This window comes from Polyangiaceae bacterium (assembly GCA_020633235.1).
Classification (GTDB): domain Bacteria; phylum Myxococcota_A; class Polyangia; order Polyangiales; family Polyangiaceae; genus JACKEA01.
This window is the reverse complement of record JACKEA010000001.1, coordinates 2,249,066-2,264,900: the sequence shown is the minus strand read 5'-3', so window position 1 is coordinate 2,264,900 and position 15,835 is coordinate 2,249,066. Positions and strand designations below refer to the sequence as shown.

The following is a 15,835-nucleotide window of genomic DNA, read 5'->3' as shown; positions in this document are numbered from 1 at the left end:
TCGCCAATCGAGCCGACTGGCCCAGACCCACGGCCACTTGGTCATCGAGAAGCTGAGTATCTCGGGGCTCATCAAAACCCGACTCGCCCGCGCCATCGCGGACAGCGCCTGGGCGCTGTTCGGAGCACAGCTCGCCTACAAAGCGAAGTGGTACGGCGCAACGCTCACCATAGCCGACCGCTTCTACCCCAGCACACGCCGCTGCAGCGCGTGCGGGACCATCGGCGAGCGGCTCGACCTCGGGGAGCGCACCTTTCACTGCAGCAGTTGTGGTCACGAGGCCGACCGCGACGAGAACGCTGCCGTGTGCTTGGCTCAGTACCCTCGCGTACTCGGCCAAGGAGACTCGCCTCCTGTCGCCGCGAAGCACGCGGAGACGCAAAACGCCTGTGGAGAGGGAAGCTCTGGCGAACCACCGCTCTTGGTGGTCCGTGAAACTACCCTCGTCGAAGCAGGAAGGGCCTATGCCCAACGCCCGAGAAGGGCGGTGTTGGCCAAAACTGTCAACACGCTTTAGCGGATCAGCGTCGGGCAGCCGAGGACGATCTGCACCTGCGCGCCGAAGTCCTGCTTGAGCCCCGCGCACACCGAGGGGCACAGGATGATCTTCGTGGGAGGGCTGGCGTCGTAGTACCAGCCCGGAGCCGAGCCGCAGTCACTTTCTTTTGTTTGTTTGATCGTCGCGGGCACACCGCTACCCGGCGTGATCTGTACGTTCACGTGATCCTTGTCGAACTGCTTTCCGACCTGTTCCGGCAGATCGTACTCGCAGGGCAACGCTTGGCCGCGCACTTTGGCGAGGGCGTCCGTGAACTCTTTTTGCACGTTGGTGTTGCTCACCAAGATGGCCGCATCGCTTCCGCCCGCGAGCGCGACCTGGTTTGCGAAGCTCTGATCCACTCCGGGCAAGCCGATGACGTAGGTGACCACGCCCTTGCCGAGACCGGTGGCGGCGAGGCCCGCGATCACGGCGGCGTCCTCGGGATTCACGCTGCCGCAGGTGGCGGCGGGCCCCTGCGGCACGCCGTCCGTGACCAGCAGCACCGCGGCGGCGTGGCCGGGGTTGTTCTGCAGGTTCTGGATGCCCGCAAGGATGGCGCCACCCAGGGCGGGATACGTGGGCGTGCTGAGACCGTCGGGGCTCGCGCCGCCGAGGGCGGTGACGAGACTGGCCGCGTTTTGAGGCAGCACGCCGAAGGGCACGTCGGGCTTGGCGTACTCGGGCTGATCGCAGAGCGGCACGCCGTTCGGATCCCGAGGAAAGAACTTGAGACCGACATACACGCCATCGCTGGCCGAGTCCTGAACGAAGGCCGTGAGACCCGCGACGGCGGCGTCCCACTTGTTGTTCACCATGCTCGAGGACTTGTCCATCATGATGTAGAGATGGAGCGGCGTGCTCTTGGCGTTCTCGGTGACCAAGCCACAGTTGGCGTCGAGGTTGGGACCATCGGGAACACTGCTGTCGATGATCCCGCCGCCGGTGCCGGACGTTCCCCCGCCACCGCTGCCGGAGCTGCCGCCGCCCGAGCCGGCGCCGGATCCACCGACTCCCGATCCCGGAGGAGACGTTGCATCCGAGCCGCAGGCGGCAAAGGCGCCGGGCCCCGTCAAAAGCGCGAACAAAGCCAGCACGCGGGCTGATGTAGGAGTCATGTCTACACGCGTCGCGACGCCCCGAGCGCCGCGACGAGAACAATAGCGCACTGCATCGCGTTCCGCTGCTTTCATCTCGTGAGCGTGAGCCGAGCTTGAGGGAAGGTCTTTGTGCAGGCAGAATCAACGCCATGAGGGCACGGGTCGTTCTTGCTTGTCTATTCTCGGTCTCGCTCGCCGCGGTGAGCTTCGTTGGTTGCGCGGGTGGTGGTGACGCCAGCACCACGGGCACCGGCGGCAGTGGAAACACGAGTGGCACCGGCGGCACCGACGGTGGTTCCGGAACCGGCGGCAGTGGAAACACGAGTGGCACCGGCGGCTCGGGTGGCACCGGGGCCACGGGCGGCACGGGCGGTGGCGCGGGCATGGACGGCGGCGCGGGCGACGCGAGCCTTGGCGGCGCAGCGGGAATGGCGGGCGGAGCCGGCATGGCTGGCATGGCGGGAGTGGGCGGCGCAGCAGGAATGGCCGGCGCGGGCGGAACGGACGGCGGGGCTTGCTCCACCGGTTGCCCCGCGAACATGTGGGACATCGACAACAACCCCCTCACCGGCACCTGCGGCTGCGAGTACTCCTGCGTGAAGAAGGGCAACGCCGATCCCATCGATCCCAACTACGAGGACGACAACTGCGACGGTGGCGACGGCCTCGTCGAGCAGTGCGTGTACGTCTCCACCAGTCAGGGCAGCGACGCGACGGGCGATGGCACTCGCAACAAGCCGCTCGCCACGATTGCCGCGGCCATCGCCCACGCCAAGTCCTTCGGCGTCCCTGCCGTGTGTCTCTCTGGTGAGCAGTACAACGAGAACGTCACGGTAGAGAGCGGGATCAGCGTTTACGGCGGCTTCGACCAGAACGATGCCAACTTCAAGTTCCGCCGGTCGGCGAGCGCCACCACCATCGTCCAGGCACAGGGCACCGTATTCCACGTGCCGACCATCGCCGTCGACACGCACATCGAGGGGCTCACCATCAACGCCCTCGCGGACACGTCCACGCCGGGGTCCAGCACCTACGGCGTGCTGCACGGCGGCGGCGCAGGCAAGCTCTACGTGCGTTACAACGAGCTCGACGTCGGGCCTGGCGTCGCGGGCACGGACGGCTCCAATGCTCCGCCGCCGTCGAGCGCCTTCGCGCCGAACGGAAACAACGGCCAGACGGGGTGCGAGAAGAGCGGCGTTCCGAGTTGCGCCAACGGCGGAGCTGCCCCGAACTGCCCGAACCCCGGCGGCAAGGGCGGTAACGGTGGCAACGAAGGTCAGTCCGGATTCCAAGGCTCGCCCGGCGCTAACGGCGGCGGCAACGGCGGCCCAGGCGGACCACCGAATGGCTGCACGCCGTTTCTTTCGGATCCGGGTACGCCCGGTACGCCGGGTGGTGGTGGCTCGAACGGCTCGCAAGGCGGATCGGGCGCGGGTGGCGGTTCCGTTGGCAGCTCCAGCGCGTCGGGGTACGTGCCGGCGAGCGGCGGCGCGGGCAGCACCGGGACCGGCGGCAAAGGCGGCGGTGGTGGCGGCGGCGGCGGTGGCGGCAGCGGTAGCGGCCTGTGCATTCAGGCGTGGGACAGTGGCGGCGGAGGCGGTAGCGGCGGCTGCGGCGGCATTGGCGGTGGCGCTGGACAGTCCGGCGGCGGCGGCGGCGGCAGCTTTGGCGTCTTTGCGGTCGGTGGCACCGTGATCGTCACCAACAACACCATCACCACCAAGTCCGGTGGCAAGGGCGGCAAGGGCGGCAATGGCGGCGCTGGACAATCCGGCGGCTCGGGTGGCTCTGGCGGCCCCCACAGTGACGACAGCGGTCCCGGCGGTGGTGGAGGTCCCGGCGGCAACGGTGGCGCGGGCGGCCCCGGAGGCGGTGGTGGCGGCGGTCCGAGCGCGTGCCTCGCTCACAGCGCGGCGACGCAGACGACCTTCACCGCGAACTCCTGCACCACGGGAACGCCCGGCTTCGGTGGCAACGGTGGCACCAACGGCAATGCCGGCAGCACTGGCGTCGCAGGCCCGAAGATCCAGGTGAACTGAGTGGTTCCGCGGCGGACCAACAAAGGGATCGACTAGCCCAGTATCTCTCGGGCCAGGCGCACGCCGGTCCGGGCGCGTTCGATGCAGGGCGGCACCTCGGCGTTGGCGCCGTCGGTGAGCGCGCTCCAGGCGCGCGCCACGTTGCGCTCCATCGCGGCGAAGTGACCGATCATCTCGGCGAACTTGCTGAGCCCCAGCTCCGCCACCAGGGCGTCGCGCTGAGTGAGGAAGTCGGCGACGTCGCTCTCGAGAATTTCGTCGAGCACGTCTCGAAGGGGCTTGGTGTCGCCGGAGATCTCCTCCACGGAGAGCGCCTCGAGCTTGTTGGCGACGATCTCCGCGATGGCTCGGGGAGTGCGAGGGCGCGCGGCCCCCACGTTGCGATCCATGCCCCCACTCTCGCCTTCCAGCGCCAGATCTGCGGCGCCGGCGGGAGCGCCGCCCTCGTGCTCGGTGCCCTGCCCTCCCACGTAGCGACGCTGGCGACGCGCGATGAGACCGCCGGCGACCATCATCACCACCCCGAGGGCGAAGGGCGCCCCGGCCACGGAGCCCCAGGCCACGACCCGATCGCGGCCCGTGACCTTGCCATCCGGACCGCTGCCGGCAGGGCTCACCGCCCGCGCGGCAAAGCACGCGCTCACGATCACCCCGAGGGCGAACAGCGGGAATCCGAGAAGCTTCATCATGCGCCACCTCCGCTCATGAGCTCGATGAGGGTCATCCCGAGCGCCGTGAGCGCTTCACCCACGATGAACCCGGCAGCGATGGGCACCACCGCGTCGGAAACGAAACGATGGCCTTTCCAGCGCTCGAGCCCCATCGAGATCAAGCAGCCGATGCCGTAACCGAGTGTGATGTCGAAGGGCAGATACATGGCGAGGCCGATGAGCACGCCCAGCCCACCGATGGGGAACAGCGAGAGGCCCGCGCCAATGACGGCTCCGGCCACGTACTTGTCGACCGGTGCCTGGCCGGACAGCACGCCCTGAATCATGCCCTGCAGCACGCTCGCCTGTGGCGCGGGCAAGCAGCCCGGGAGCTTCTGCACGCAGGCCGTGCTCTCGGGACCGAAACCATTGGTGCCGCCGGCGCCGCTCTTCCAGAGCAGGATGGTGGTGCCGATGGCGATCGCGGGGCCGACCCAGGCAACGGCGAACTGCGCCAGCTGCTGGCGCCGCGGAACACCGCCGATGAGATGCCCAGTCTTCAAGTCCGTCATCATGTCGGCGCACTGGTTGGTGGCGATGCACACGGCGATGCCGATGGTGACCGCCACCACCACGTTGCCGCCGGTGATCGCGAGCATCAGCGTGACGGCGATGAGCGCGAGCCCCGACAACGGCGAGATGTCCGTGGCGCCCGTAGCCTGAGCCACGATGAGGCCCGCCAGCGCAATCCAGATCGCCCCCGCCACCGCGGCGGTGACGGCCGTACCGATGTGAAAGCCGCCGTGGGCATCGATGCTCGCCACGATGGTCACCGCCATCAGCGCCAGGACGGACGCGATGAGCCCGCCGACCAGCACCTTGGGCGAAAGCTCCTCCGCCTGTTGTCCGCCCTCGCGCGCCAGCTTGGCGGCAGCGGAGAGGCTGGCGACGGCGCCCTTGATGGCCGGAAACGCCGCCACCACGCCCGCCAGAGCGCCGCCGATCAAGATGCCGATGCCCGTCGGCCGCAGCATGGTGCCGTACACCGCGCCGACCAGATCTTCTCCCACCGCCTTGGGCGGCGCCCAGCCCTGGCTCACCACGAAGGGCCCGACGATCCACCACGCCATCATGCCGCCCACGGCAAAGGCGAGCCCGCCGCGACCGGCGAGCATGCCGGCGCCGATGTTCGCCATGCTGATGGCGATGGTGGTGCCGATCAGCGCCAGGCCCAAGGGGCCGGCGTCCCCCACGCCGAAGCTCTTCGCCAGCCACGGACCCACGGGAATGGCTTCCGGGATCAAATGAAAGCGATGGTTCGTCGCCAGCGTGAGCAGCGCGCTGATGGCGAAACCGATGCCCAGATACTTCGCCTTCTGGATGCCCGCGCCAGGCGTCTTCAGGATGGTGGCCACGGCCACGCCGCTTGGGAACTTGAGCCGCTCGATCTCGATCAGCTGCTTCCGGAGCGGGATGATCACCACGATACCCATGAAGGAACCGGCGATCGCCGCGAACAATACCGTGACGAAACTGTAGTCGAGCCCGAGCAACAAGAGCGCCGGAAACGTGAACACGATGCCGGCGCTGGCGGTGTTCACGCCGGAGGCGATGGTCTGATTGATGTTGTTCTCGACGATGGAGCCGCAGCCCTGCACCTTGAATACGTTGCGGCCGACACCGCGCAGCAGGGCGAAGCCCAAAATCGCCGCCACGCTCGACCCCGCCAGCCCGAAGCCCAGCTTCAGCCCGATGTACACGAAGGCCGCCGTCATCAGCATGCCTTGCACCACTCCGAGCACCACCGCCCCGACGGTGATCTCGCGATAGGCCACGGTCCCTTCGCTCATGGGCAGCGAGCGTTACTTGGAGTCGATATCCGAGGCAACCTCGCGCACCAGAGAAGCGAGAAGATCGCCCTCGAGCAGCCGCGAAAGGCGGTGCTCGTCGTCCACTTCCACCAGCCGCACCCGCTTCGGGCTTCCGGTGCTGGCCAGGTGCCGACTGCTCTCGATGCTCACTATTGCGTCATGCAGGCCGTGCACGATCACCACCTGCACGCCCTCTGGAAGCGAGGCGCCCTCGGCGAAGTGCTCCACCGCGGGCGCCAAGAGGAGCGTGGGGCCGCGCCAGGCGCCGCGCTCCAGCAAGCGTACGGCCACGGCGCCGCCGAACGAAGATCCGACGACGGCGTCCACGCGCTCCGTCCGGAGCACGCCGGCAATCTGCTTCACGCAGCCTTCGAAGTCGGAGGTGTCCATCGCCGGTGCCACCACGTCGAAGCTCTTGCGGAGCGCCATGGCCTTGTGGCCCTGCGGGCTCCCTTCCAGGCCATGGACGTAGAGCACTCTCACGGCGCCCGCTCTTCGAAGGTGGCCGCGCCGGCCACGAACCGAAGCGGCACGATGCCCGTGGGCCCCAGCGTGTTCTTGCGCACCACGAGATCCAGCGGCCGCGCCCCGAGGGCCAGCGCCTGCTCGGTCATCGGCACCGGCAAAGCGCTCTCCACCGCCCGGAGCTCCGCCCCGAAGGTGGCCGCGGGAAACAGGAGGTCCGCATTGCGGAGCTGCGACGACGCCACCACCGCGCAGCCTTCCTCGGCGATGCGCCGAAGCTCGTAGCTCACCTGCGCGATGCGCCCATCCAGGCTCGAGTTCGCCGCCCGTGCCGCCTCGGGGTCACCATCGCAACTGGCGCTCAGGGCTTCCACGCCATCGACCACCAGCACCATGCGCTCGTGCCGTGACCACAGCTCCGATGCCAGCTTGTGCAGCGAGCGGGTGCTCTCCAGCGGCGCGAGCTTGTGCAGGTGAAGCATGCTGCCCACCTTCTTGCTCACGATCTCCACCGACTCGCTCACCGGGCCCCGCGTCACCGGCTCCTGCCAAGCGTCGCCGGACCAGATGTCGCCGTAGGTCACCACCGTCTGGGCGTACTCCCGGTGCAGCGCCCGCGCCGCGAGGCGCGCCATGATCTCGGTCTCGTCCAACGTCACGCTGGTGAAAATCACCGCCGCACGAGAGCGCGCCGCCATGTACGCGAGCAAGAGCGACAGTGCCGTCTTACCGAGCCCCGCTCCGCCCGTGATGCCCACCAGCGTTCCCGTCTTGATGCCTCCGCCGAGCATGCGGTCCAGGATCGCCAGGCCCGTCGGCGTCTTCGGCGTGGGGGCGCCCAGTCGAGTCGTGACGTCCACCTGCATGCTGGCAAGGGACGGAGGCAAGCGACGAGGTGATCCGGTGTCCACTTTCGGAGGATACAGGTTTTTGTTGGTGCGGCGCGATCCCCGTCGCGGTCAACCCCCGCGGCTCCACCTTCAGGCGCACAATCCGCGCCAGGTGCTTCGGGTTCCCGCTGACGAGGACGGCGGCGAGCACCAAGGCGTGCGCGGCGACGGCCAGGTCGAAGAGCTCTGCGCGGTTTTGGTGTCCGAAGCGGCGCGACGCTCAGTCCTGCCCGCCGTACAGGGCCTCCAGCACGTCGGTGCGCGTCAGAATGCCCACCAGACGGCCGCCACGGAGCACCGGTAGCCGGCCCACGTCGTGCTGCTGCATGCGCGCGAGCGCCTCGCTCAGGCTTTCCTCTACGTCGGCCGTCTTCACGTGCTGCGACATGCAGCTCGACACGGGCAGCGCGAGACGCCCGCCCCGTTCGGCCTTCTCCACGTCGCGTCGCGAGATGATGCCGACCAGCTTGCCGTCCTTCTTGACCGGGACGCCGGTGTGCCGCCAGCTCTCGAGAGACTCGGCGACTTCGGAGAGCGGCGCATCGGCCACTACGGTGTGCACGGGGCTCGACATCAGCTCCGCGACGCGCGTGGGCCGCGGGGGGGCGCGACGCAAGATACCTTCGACGTCGGCGAGCACCCGCGCCGCTTCGCCGCGGTGCACGACGGCGCTCGCCGCGCTCGCGTGGCCGCCGCCGCCAAGCTCGCCCAACACCTTGCCGACGTCTACTGCCGTGATTCGCGCGCGCGCCACGAGCTGCGTACGGCGTCCGTCGAGCCCGAATGCTGCGAACACCGCCGCATGGCTGGTGAGCGCGGTGGCCTCGCTCACCACCTCCGCGAAGCCGTCAACGGCCCGAGGCAGCTCCAGCGCTACGAAGCCCACGTCGAGGTGTCCGATGCTCTCCACGCGGATCTCGGCGAGCACGCGCCCCAGGAGCTGTCTCTGCTCCAGGCTGAAGGCGGGGCGCAAGTAGCGTGCGATCATGCGCGAGCTCGCCCCGCGGTCGAGCAGATGCGCGAGCGCGCGCGCATCCCGCGCCGTGGTCTCGGCGTAGGTGAGCGAGCCCGTGTCCGCATGAATTCCCAAAGAGGCCAGCGTGGCCTCGAGGGGGTCGAGGCCGAGGCCCCGGCGGCGGAGCTCCTCCACCAAGAGCGTGCTCGCCGAGCCCACTCGCTCCACCACTTCTTCGTCCGCGTCGACGTCGTCGCTCGCCGCCGGATGGTGATCGTAGACCGTGATCCTCACGCCGGCGTGATCGAGCAGCGCTGCGTACTCGCCCAAGCGGCTGCGACGCCGCACGTCGACCAGCACCACGTGCCGCACGCCAGCGTCGAGGTCCACGTCCCCGACTCGAACGGTGCGAAAGCGATCCTTGTGCAGCGCAAGGTAGCGCCGCACCTCCGGCCCCACGGTGTGCCCCAGCACGATGCGCGCGTCGGGGTGGAGCTTCTGCGCCAGCACCGCGGACGCCAGTGCGTCGAAGTCCGCCATGTCGTGGGTGACGATCAACTCCACCCGTCCATCCTACCCTTGGAGCGGGTCTCGAGCGCCCGGAGCGTATTGGATACGCGAGGGATCGCGCGTGGGGCCCCTCGCCTCGACGCGGCAGGTTGTCCCACCTGGGCCCGCCAGGTTGACGCGAATCACCTCGTTGTGACTTGGCCCGTCACTTGCGATCCCTCCTGCCATGGATCGTCGCCACGGATACTACGGGCGTTGGGGTTTGGGCGCCGTTGCCGCCGGCGCGCTGGTGCTCGCCGGCGCGGTGTTCACCCACGCCGACGTCCCGCCGCAGCGGCTGAAGACGGGCTTGTCCTGCGGGGATTGCACGCCGACTCGAGAGTCCATCCGCGACCCCTTGGCGCCAAGTCGCACTCTGAAGCTTCTCGGCAAGCGCGCGAGCAAAGGCCTCGAAGCGCCCATGACGAACGACGACAGTTGGGTGACCGCGCGACCCACGACCGAGCAGCGCAAGCCCACCCATGCCGTCGACGTGCCCGGCCGCAATCCCTGCGAGCCCGAAGACCCGGGAGACGGCATCTTCACCGACTGGCGCCCCGCGCCGCCCGTCGGCGTCATCCTGATGCCCAAGCACTTGCAGGGCGACTCGGTGAACGTCGTCATCCACTTCCACGGCCACGAGCTGGCCCGAGATGCCTTGGTTCGCACCCACGTGCCCGTGGTGCTCCTGGGCATCACCCGCGATAACGGCGCCGTCTACCGCAAGGAGCTGGGCGGCCCTCACGCACTCGACCACTTGCTCGCCGCAGCAAAGGTCGCTTTGGAGCAGAAGCTCGGCAACGAACCACGCATCGACCACCTCGCTCTCACCAGCTGGAGTGGCGGCTACGAAGCTCTATCCGTGATCTTGGAGCAGAGCGACGATGCCCCAGACCGCGTGGACGCCATCGCCTTGTTCGACGGCCCGCACACGGCGCGCACGCCGAAGACCGCCCGGAGACAGCTCGAACCCTACGCGGAGTTCGCCAAGAAGGCCTTGGCGGGGGATCGCTTCATGTTCCTGTCCCACTCGTCCATCGTGCCTCCCTCGTACGCCTCGACCACGGAAGCGATCCACCGCTTGCTGCACATGCTGCATCGCCGGCCCCTTCGCGTGTCCGGGAGCGGGCCCGGCACGCTGGATCTCATCGAGGCCTTCGGTGAAGGCGAGCTCCACGAGCGCGGCTACTCCGGTGGCGGCAAGGTCGACCACTGCGCCCAATTGAACCTCTACCCCGAAGTGCTGCGTGCTCTCGAGCAGCGCTGGAGCTCGTCGAAGAGCGGCTGATCACCGCGGCAGCTTCGCGACCAGCGCGTCGAGGCGCTGGCGGAGCGCAAGGCTGGGCACATCCTCGTCAAGAGCCGCCTCGACCGGCTCGTCGCGCCGTCCACGCAGCCAATCCGAAAGCGACTGCCACAGGGAGCGGCTCTTGCGCTTCGGTGCGCTCACGCGCGGAAGCGGAGCGCCAGCCATGGCAGGCGCCGCCGGTGGAGGCGGCGGAGGCGCTGCGCCAGGCGCGGGGGGCGGCGCTGCGGCAGCCGGCGGCAACGCGGCGGTCCGAGGTCGCGCTCCGGTGGTCGCTCGACCGCGCTCGGCGAGCGCTTCCTCCGCTTGCCGCGGTGGCGGCGCGCCGAACGCGGCTTCCTCCGGGGCTTGGAGCGCCTCCAGCTGGTTGCGCATGCGACCGAGAGCGCGACTCAGCCGCATGCGCACCGTGCCCTGCTTCACGCCGAACACGTTCGCCAGCTCCGGATAGTCGAGACCGTGACGAAAGCGCAGCACGACGAGGGCGCGCTCGCTCTCGGCCAGCGTGTCGAGGGCAAGCTGGATCTCGCGTTGATCGAGGAACCGCTCGACGGCGAGCGGTGCCGGATCCGCGTGCTCGTCCGGTTCGAAGCCGTCGTCGCCCCACTCCTGCAAGGGCGCGCGCTTGGTGCGCCGGATGTGATCGATGCACTGATTGCGCGCGATGGTCAGGAGCCACGTCCGCGCCGAAGCGTCCTGACGAAACCCGCCGAGCTCCACGAACGCGTTGCTGAAGGTGTCCTGCGCGAGATCTTCCGCCAGGTGTCGCTCGCGCACCATGGCGCGACACAGCCCCACGACGTCCCGCGCGTAACGCTCCACGAGCCACTGCCCGGCGCTGCGAAGGTCACCCCGCGCCAAGAGGCCGGACAGCTCCGGGTCTCGCGCCGCACCAACATCCTGGGGCTCGGTCATGCCAACGGGGATCTGACGCGCGACCTCGGTTTTTGTCACACGCCCCTATGATCTTTTCTTATTAGCACAATATTATCGAATGCTTACGATTCCTGTCGCTGCGCCGCGGTGACACCCCGGCGCGCCGGCGCGTCGGTCTCCACGAAGCGCGACGAAAGGCTCGCGCCCAACCCCTGAGGAGACCGACATGAGCCGTATCCAAGTTCGAAACGACACCCTGATGCTGGGCGACGTGGCCGTGCGTTTCATGCGCACGCTGCGCATTCCGGACGACGGCCGCACCTATCCGCTGCCTCCCGGACTCGGCACGTTTCCGGTGCGGCGGGTGGACGACTACCTCGACCAGGTGCCGGAAGATTGGCAAGAGCACGGCGGCGTGTTCCTTCCGATGTACCAGCGCGAGGCCATGTGGCTCGCGTTCTCGTGCAGCGTGCCGCACGCCCTGAAGGTCGGCGTGGGCAAGGTCTGCGCGCTGACCGGCGAGCGTTGGACGCGCGCTCTGGTGAAGAAGCCGCAGAACTACCTGGTGGTACCCACGCAACCTTGGCTCGACGGCATCTCCGTGGGCGGTGGTCGCATCCGTCAGTTCGTCGCGATGCCACTGGGCATGGGCTACACCGTGGAAGGTCAGGTCACCGGCGAGGAGCGCTTCGGCGGCATCCAGCTGGAAGCCATCGCTCCCAAGGCGGGACGCTTTCCGCCGGTGGATACCACCAAGCGCTGCATGGAGCAGGGCGCCCCGGCCGGCATGGCGATGGGAGCACCGCCTCCTCCTGCCTGTGCCCCGATGCCGGCTGCTTGTGCCCCGATGCCGGCCCAGGAACGGAAGCGAAAGTCGGGCGCCATGGGCCTCGGCGCCGGTGGGCGCATGAAGCAGAAGATCTACCCGGATCCGCATGGCATCGACAGCTGGGACACGGAGGATCGCAGCCGCGTCTACGTGCACATCGTCAACAGCGAGCTGTGGCGCGAGATCACCGGCGAGCAGCCGCCGAACACCCCCGTCACCGCTCGCGAGTACGAGAAGCACGGCTACCCGTGGTTCGATCTGTACGACGAGACGGCGGGCACCCTTGCCGGCACGGAGACGTTGAAGGGCGTGAAGTCCATCAAGGACATCGACGCCGACAAGAGCAACGTGCCGCTGCAGGACGACGGCAGCGTGGAGCCCGCGACGGTGAAGAAGCTCTGGTACAAGGCCCTCGGAGCCTTCGGCGTGCGCGATGGCGACTGGTGACACGGACGGCGCGCGTTCCCAAGAGGGCGTGCGCCGCCAGCTTGATTCACTTGGGGCACGGCATGCGACCCTGTCGCGGCGAGATGCAATCTCCGCTACAGCTTGGAGATGACGCGGCCTTGCCTCTTGTTGTGTGTTTTGTGCGGAGCCTGCGCAGGGGCGAGACCCACCGCGGCGCCGCCCGCAGAGCCCGGCGTCGAGAAGCCACCGGCGCCCAAGCCGAAGCAGCCAGAGAGCACCAGCTCGGCTCGGCTCACGGCTCTGCTTCCGGTGACGGACGCCTGGGTGCAGAGCCGCGACAAAATCTGCGCGCGCGGCAGCGGCAGCGAGCCCTTGCCGCCGCATCGGATCTGGCGCCTCGCGGGCAGTGCTGATCTCCTCTGGCGCCTGCCGTCCTTCGAAGGCATCGCCGACGACGTGGTGGCAGTGGGCAACGGCGCGTTGTTGGTGGAGCGCAGCGGCGCGCCGCTCAGGCTCTACGCCAAGGAACGCATCCCACTGCCGGCTTCCGACGCCACCTGTGCCCGCAGCGTGCACGTCTTCGGATCCTGGCTGGGCTGGGCAGGCTCTGACGGTGCGTTCCACTTTCTCGACCTGGAGCAACCCAGCGACACCTTTGCAGCGCCTCTCTCTGGCGACGCGAACCCGGACCTCCGTCGCGTCGGGAAGTACCTCGTGGTGGGCACGACCATCTTCGACGTCAGCGGGCGTCCACACGTCGTGCCCCTTCCCCACCCCGCAGAAGGCGCCGCCGACACGGAGCTCTTCGCGGGCGGCGTGCTCGTTGCGCGCTTCAGTCGGCCAAGCCCCAAGGCGCCCCTCGGTTTCGAGTGGGAGATCCAGGCGCTCGGGCTCGAGTCCGGCAAGCGTTTGGCCCGCGTCACCCTTCCCGCCGACGCAGAGGTGACACCGAAAGCGACGCTCTCCTCGCGCTTCGGCCTGGTGGTGATCGGGGCGGGCGGAGAGCTGCGCGTGGCGAGCCTCGGCCGCGGGACGTCGCGCAGAGTGAGCTCCACGCCGCTGCCAGGTCAGATCGAGACGCTTGCGATCTCGGACGACGGCCTGGTGTGCGCCGGAAGCGTGGTGATGGGCCGCTACGGATCCTGCGCGCTCACACCCATCGCCGATCTCAGCGGCAAGCACCGCCACAAGGATGCCGATCGCGTGTGCCTGAGCTCCGGAGCCCGGGTGTGGACCAGCACCCTGCCCTCGCCGCCCGGACGCCAGCGCGTCTCGAGCGGAGACCATACGGTGTTCTATTCCGTCTGCGGCGAGCGGCTCGCGCCGGACGCCAGCTCCGCCGCGTTCCTCGAGGTCAAACCCCGCACCGTCGAGGAGCCCTTCACCGATGCAATGCTCGTCCTGCGCGGCACGCAGGGCGGAAAACGCCACGAGGCACCCATCGCCGGTAGCACCGAGGCGATGTACCCGGTGATCGATCTCCTCTACTCCCCCGACGCGCGCTACCTCACGGTGATCTTCGATCACCACGCGCAGATCTTCCGCGCCGCCGACGCCGTCGCCGTCAGCCCCCGCGTGGAGCTACTGCGGAGCTTCGGTGCCGACTGGATCGGCGCCACCACCTTCACCGGCGCCGGAGATCTCGGGCCGCTCGTCAGCCTCCAAGCGGACGGTCGCTTCGCCCTCGACCCGAGCCGCACGGTGCACTGGCTCGGCGCCGGCACGAAAGATCGCTTCGCCCTGCAAGCGGACGCGGATCACATGCTCTGGGACCTTCCGAGCGGCCGCGCCCTGCCCTCCGAGCCGATGCCAGCCCATCCCGGCGAAGCCTCCGCTCCGCCGCTTACCCTCAGAAACTCCCGCAAGCAGACCGTCACCTTCGAGCCCATCACGCCGCGTCAGCTGCTCGTCTTCTACGAAGACGGCACGCTGGAAGTGCTCGGCGATCCGCTCTCCGCGGCTCCCGAAAGCGCCGCCCCCACCGTCGCGCCGCTCCCCGCCGCCGCGCTCCGCTGCCGCACCGGAGATCGCCTCGCTCCCGCCAGCGAGTGCCGCGACGAAAAGCTGGTGCACGGAGTCTACCGTCAGCGCTTTGGCTCCGGCTTGGAGTAGTCCCTCTACATTTGGATGTTGGTGCGGCGCGATTCCCGTCGCGTCGCCACGTCACTCGCAGGCACAGCAATACGGCAGGTCGCCGCCGGGAGGCGGCGGCAAGGCGCGGCAGTTCCCCGGCGGCGTCGCGCTGCAGAAGACACCGTACTCGTCGTCGTTGCACAGACGCTCGCAGCTGGCTTCGGCGCTCGTGAGCGGGCACGGGGTGACGCCGTCACTCAAGCAGCCGGCACCGGATCCGTTCGGCTCCTTGCACTCGAGCATCGTTCGGTCCGCGGTGCACGTCTGCCCGGGCGACGCATCTGGGCTCAGGGATGACGGCCAAGTGCACGCCGGCAGCGTGCCACCGGTCGACGCGTCGTCGGGCGCGCTCGCGTCCTCCCCACTTCCGCAGGCGACGCAAACGAGTAACGCAACGGCACCCCAGCGTTTCATGAGCGAAGTGTACATCGGGAGTCGGTACCCGCCCGCCCTTTGGGACAGCCCGCGCTACACTCGGGCCATGAACGCAAGGTCGTGGCCGGTGGTGGTGCTTCTCGCGGGTCTTGCGGCGGCGTGCGGCGGCCGCTCCGAATCGGACGCAAAGGGGGACGCCGGAAACGCGAGCGGCGGCAGCGGCAACGCCTCCAGCGGCGGCAGTGGCGGCGCGGGCAACGCTTCCAGCGGCGGCAGTGGAAACGTGTCCGGCGCTGGCGGAGCGCCCGCTTGTGTCCCGGGCGGCGCGTGCGCTCCGGCGGGCGCGACCTGCACGCCCACGGACGAGTGCTGCCCGTGCAGCTACCTGTGCCAGGACGGAACCTGGCACACGAGCGCGTGCCCGGCGTGCGAGGCGCCGCAGTGTCCGCCGACGGCGCCGGCGCAGGGCGATGCCTGCGACCCCTGCGAGGCGCTGCTCCCGAGCCCCTGCGCCTACGCCAACGGCTGCGTTTCCGCGACCTGCAACGGCAAGACGTGGAGCGTCACCGTGACCCCTTGCCCCAGCAAGATCCCATGCGACGCCGGTAATCCGTCGTGTCCGGACGAAATGCTGTGCGTCACGCCCGGAGGCCTCGGCGACACGCCGTACTGCGCGCCGAATCCCTGCGGCCCCGAACCGGTGAGCTGTGGCTGCGCGGGTTCGCTGTGCACCTATGGCAGCTGCGCCTCGGCGAACGCGCAGGCGGTCAACTGCATCTGCCCGGAGTGCTGAAGCGCCGCGGCTCGCGTGGCGTCCGCGACGGGGCTCGCGCCGCACCAACAAAACTGAA

General features: G+C 69.0%; 14 protein-coding genes. 6 read left to right on the top strand and 8 right to left on the bottom strand.

The features are described from left to right. The first annotated feature begins 37 nt into the window (after positions 1 to 37). A complete protein-coding gene (locus H6717_10025; protein MCB9577349.1) occupies positions 38 to 517 on the top strand; it encodes a transposase in 480 nt (159 codons plus the stop codon). Here H6717_10025 and H6717_10020 read toward each other — a convergent pair. Next, the gene (locus H6717_10020; protein ID MCB9577348.1) at positions 514 to 1,635 is read right to left on the bottom strand and encodes a VWA domain-containing protein; all 1,122 of its coding nucleotides are present in this window, start codon (positions 1,633 to 1,635) and stop codon (positions 514 to 516) included. The two genes, H6717_10025 and H6717_10020, sit on opposite strands and share 4 nt — an antisense overlap. Before the next feature lie 152 nt (positions 1,636 to 1,787). Between H6717_10020 and H6717_10015 the strand changes: the two genes are divergently transcribed. After that, entirely contained in the window at positions 1,788 to 3,677 is a 1,890-nt protein-coding gene (locus H6717_10015) for a PE-PGRS family protein (GenBank protein MCB9577347.1), read from the top strand. Between the two features lie 32 nt (positions 3,678 to 3,709). Here H6717_10015 and H6717_10010 read toward each other — a convergent pair whose 3' ends face one another. From H6717_10010 to H6717_09990, 5 genes are all read right to left on the bottom strand, one after another. Beyond that, the gene (locus H6717_10010) at positions 3,710 to 4,366 is read right to left on the bottom strand and encodes a hypothetical protein (protein ID MCB9577346.1); all 657 of its coding nucleotides are present in this window, start codon (positions 4,364 to 4,366) and stop codon (positions 3,710 to 3,712) included. Next, positions 4,363 to 6,177 (bottom strand): OPT/YSL family transporter, encoded by a 1,815-nt coding sequence (locus H6717_10005; GenBank protein ID MCB9577345.1) that lies wholly within the window; start codon positions 6,175 to 6,177, stop codon positions 4,363 to 4,365. Before H6717_10005 ends, H6717_10010 begins: the two co-directional genes overlap by 4 nt. Positions 6,178 to 6,189: 12 nt before the next feature. Then, complete coding sequence (locus H6717_10000; protein ID MCB9577344.1) at positions 6,190 to 6,681, bottom strand: hypothetical protein; 492 nt, start codon at positions 6,679 to 6,681, stop codon at positions 6,190 to 6,192. Continuing rightward, the gene (locus H6717_09995; protein ID MCB9577343.1) at positions 6,678 to 7,550 is read right to left on the bottom strand and encodes a hypothetical protein; all 873 of its coding nucleotides are present in this window, start codon (positions 7,548 to 7,550) and stop codon (positions 6,678 to 6,680) included. The genes H6717_10000 and H6717_09995 overlap by 4 nt, the downstream gene beginning before the upstream one ends. Positions 7,551 to 7,773: 223 nt before the next feature. Continuing rightward, positions 7,774 to 9,072 (bottom strand): CBS domain-containing protein, encoded by a 1,299-nt coding sequence (locus H6717_09990; GenBank protein MCB9577342.1) that lies wholly within the window; start codon positions 9,070 to 9,072, stop codon positions 7,774 to 7,776. 172 nt (positions 9,073 to 9,244) lie between these two features. Between H6717_09990 and H6717_09985 the strand changes: the two genes are divergently transcribed. After that, a complete protein-coding gene (locus tag H6717_09985) occupies positions 9,245 to 10,345 on the top strand; it encodes a hypothetical protein (protein MCB9577341.1) in 1,101 nt (366 codons plus the stop codon). Here H6717_09985 and H6717_09980 read toward each other — a convergent pair whose 3' ends face one another. Continuing rightward, positions 10,346 to 11,278 carry a sigma-70 family RNA polymerase sigma factor gene (locus tag H6717_09980; GenBank protein MCB9577340.1) on the bottom strand — a complete coding sequence of 311 codons (933 nt, stop codon included), beginning with the start codon at positions 11,276 to 11,278 and terminating at the stop codon, positions 10,346 to 10,348. A 187-nt stretch (positions 11,279 to 11,465) separates the two neighbouring features. Here H6717_09980 and H6717_09975 point away from each other — a divergent pair, with 187 nt between their 5' ends. Both H6717_09975 and H6717_09970 read left to right on the top strand, forming a co-directional pair. Next, positions 11,466 to 12,515, top strand: coding sequence for a hypothetical protein (locus H6717_09975; protein MCB9577339.1), 1,050 nt, complete (start codon positions 11,466 to 11,468; stop codon positions 12,513 to 12,515). 108 nt (positions 12,516 to 12,623) lie between these two features. Next, on the top strand, positions 12,624 to 14,588 hold the full coding sequence (locus H6717_09970; protein ID MCB9577338.1) for a hypothetical protein: 1,965 nt from the start codon (positions 12,624 to 12,626) through the stop codon (positions 14,586 to 14,588). A gap of 51 nt (positions 14,589 to 14,639) precedes the next feature. On the opposite strand, the gene H6717_09965 is transcribed toward H6717_09970, so the two are convergent. Further along, entirely contained in the window at positions 14,640 to 15,023 is a 384-nt protein-coding gene (locus H6717_09965) for a hypothetical protein (GenBank protein ID MCB9577337.1), read from the bottom strand. 67 nt (positions 15,024 to 15,090) lie between these two features. Between H6717_09965 and H6717_09960 the strand changes: the two genes are divergently transcribed. Beyond that, positions 15,091 to 15,777 (top strand): hypothetical protein, encoded by a 687-nt coding sequence (locus H6717_09960; GenBank protein ID MCB9577336.1) that lies wholly within the window; start codon positions 15,091 to 15,093, stop codon positions 15,775 to 15,777. The last annotated feature ends 58 nt before the right edge of the window (positions 15,778 to 15,835 follow it).

Coding starts and splice junctions, on each gene's coding strand:
- H6717_10015 (MCB9577347.1), top strand. CDS start 1,788: ATGAGGGCACGGGTCGTTCTTGCTTGTCTATTCTCGGTCTCGCTCGCC.
- H6717_10010 (MCB9577346.1), bottom strand. CDS start 4,366: ATGATGAAGCTTCTCGGATTCCCGCTGTTCGCCCTCGGGGTGATCGTG.
- H6717_10005 (MCB9577345.1), bottom strand. CDS start 6,177: ATGAGCGAAGGGACCGTGGCCTATCGCGAGATCACCGTCGGGGCGGTG.
- H6717_09985 (MCB9577341.1), top strand. CDS start 9,245: ATGGATCGTCGCCACGGATACTACGGGCGTTGGGGTTTGGGCGCCGTT.
- H6717_09980 (MCB9577340.1), bottom strand. CDS start 11,278: ATGACCGAGCCCCAGGATGTTGGTGCGGCGCGAGACCCGGAGCTGTCC.
- H6717_09975 (MCB9577339.1), top strand. CDS start 11,466: ATGAGCCGTATCCAAGTTCGAAACGACACCCTGATGCTGGGCGACGTG.
- H6717_09970 (MCB9577338.1), top strand. CDS start 12,624: ATGACGCGGCCTTGCCTCTTGTTGTGTGTTTTGTGCGGAGCCTGCGCA.
- H6717_09965 (MCB9577337.1), bottom strand. CDS start 15,023: ATGAAACGCTGGGGTGCCGTTGCGTTACTCGTTTGCGTCGCCTGCGGA.
- H6717_09960 (MCB9577336.1), top strand. CDS start 15,091: ATGAACGCAAGGTCGTGGCCGGTGGTGGTGCTTCTCGCGGGTCTTGCG.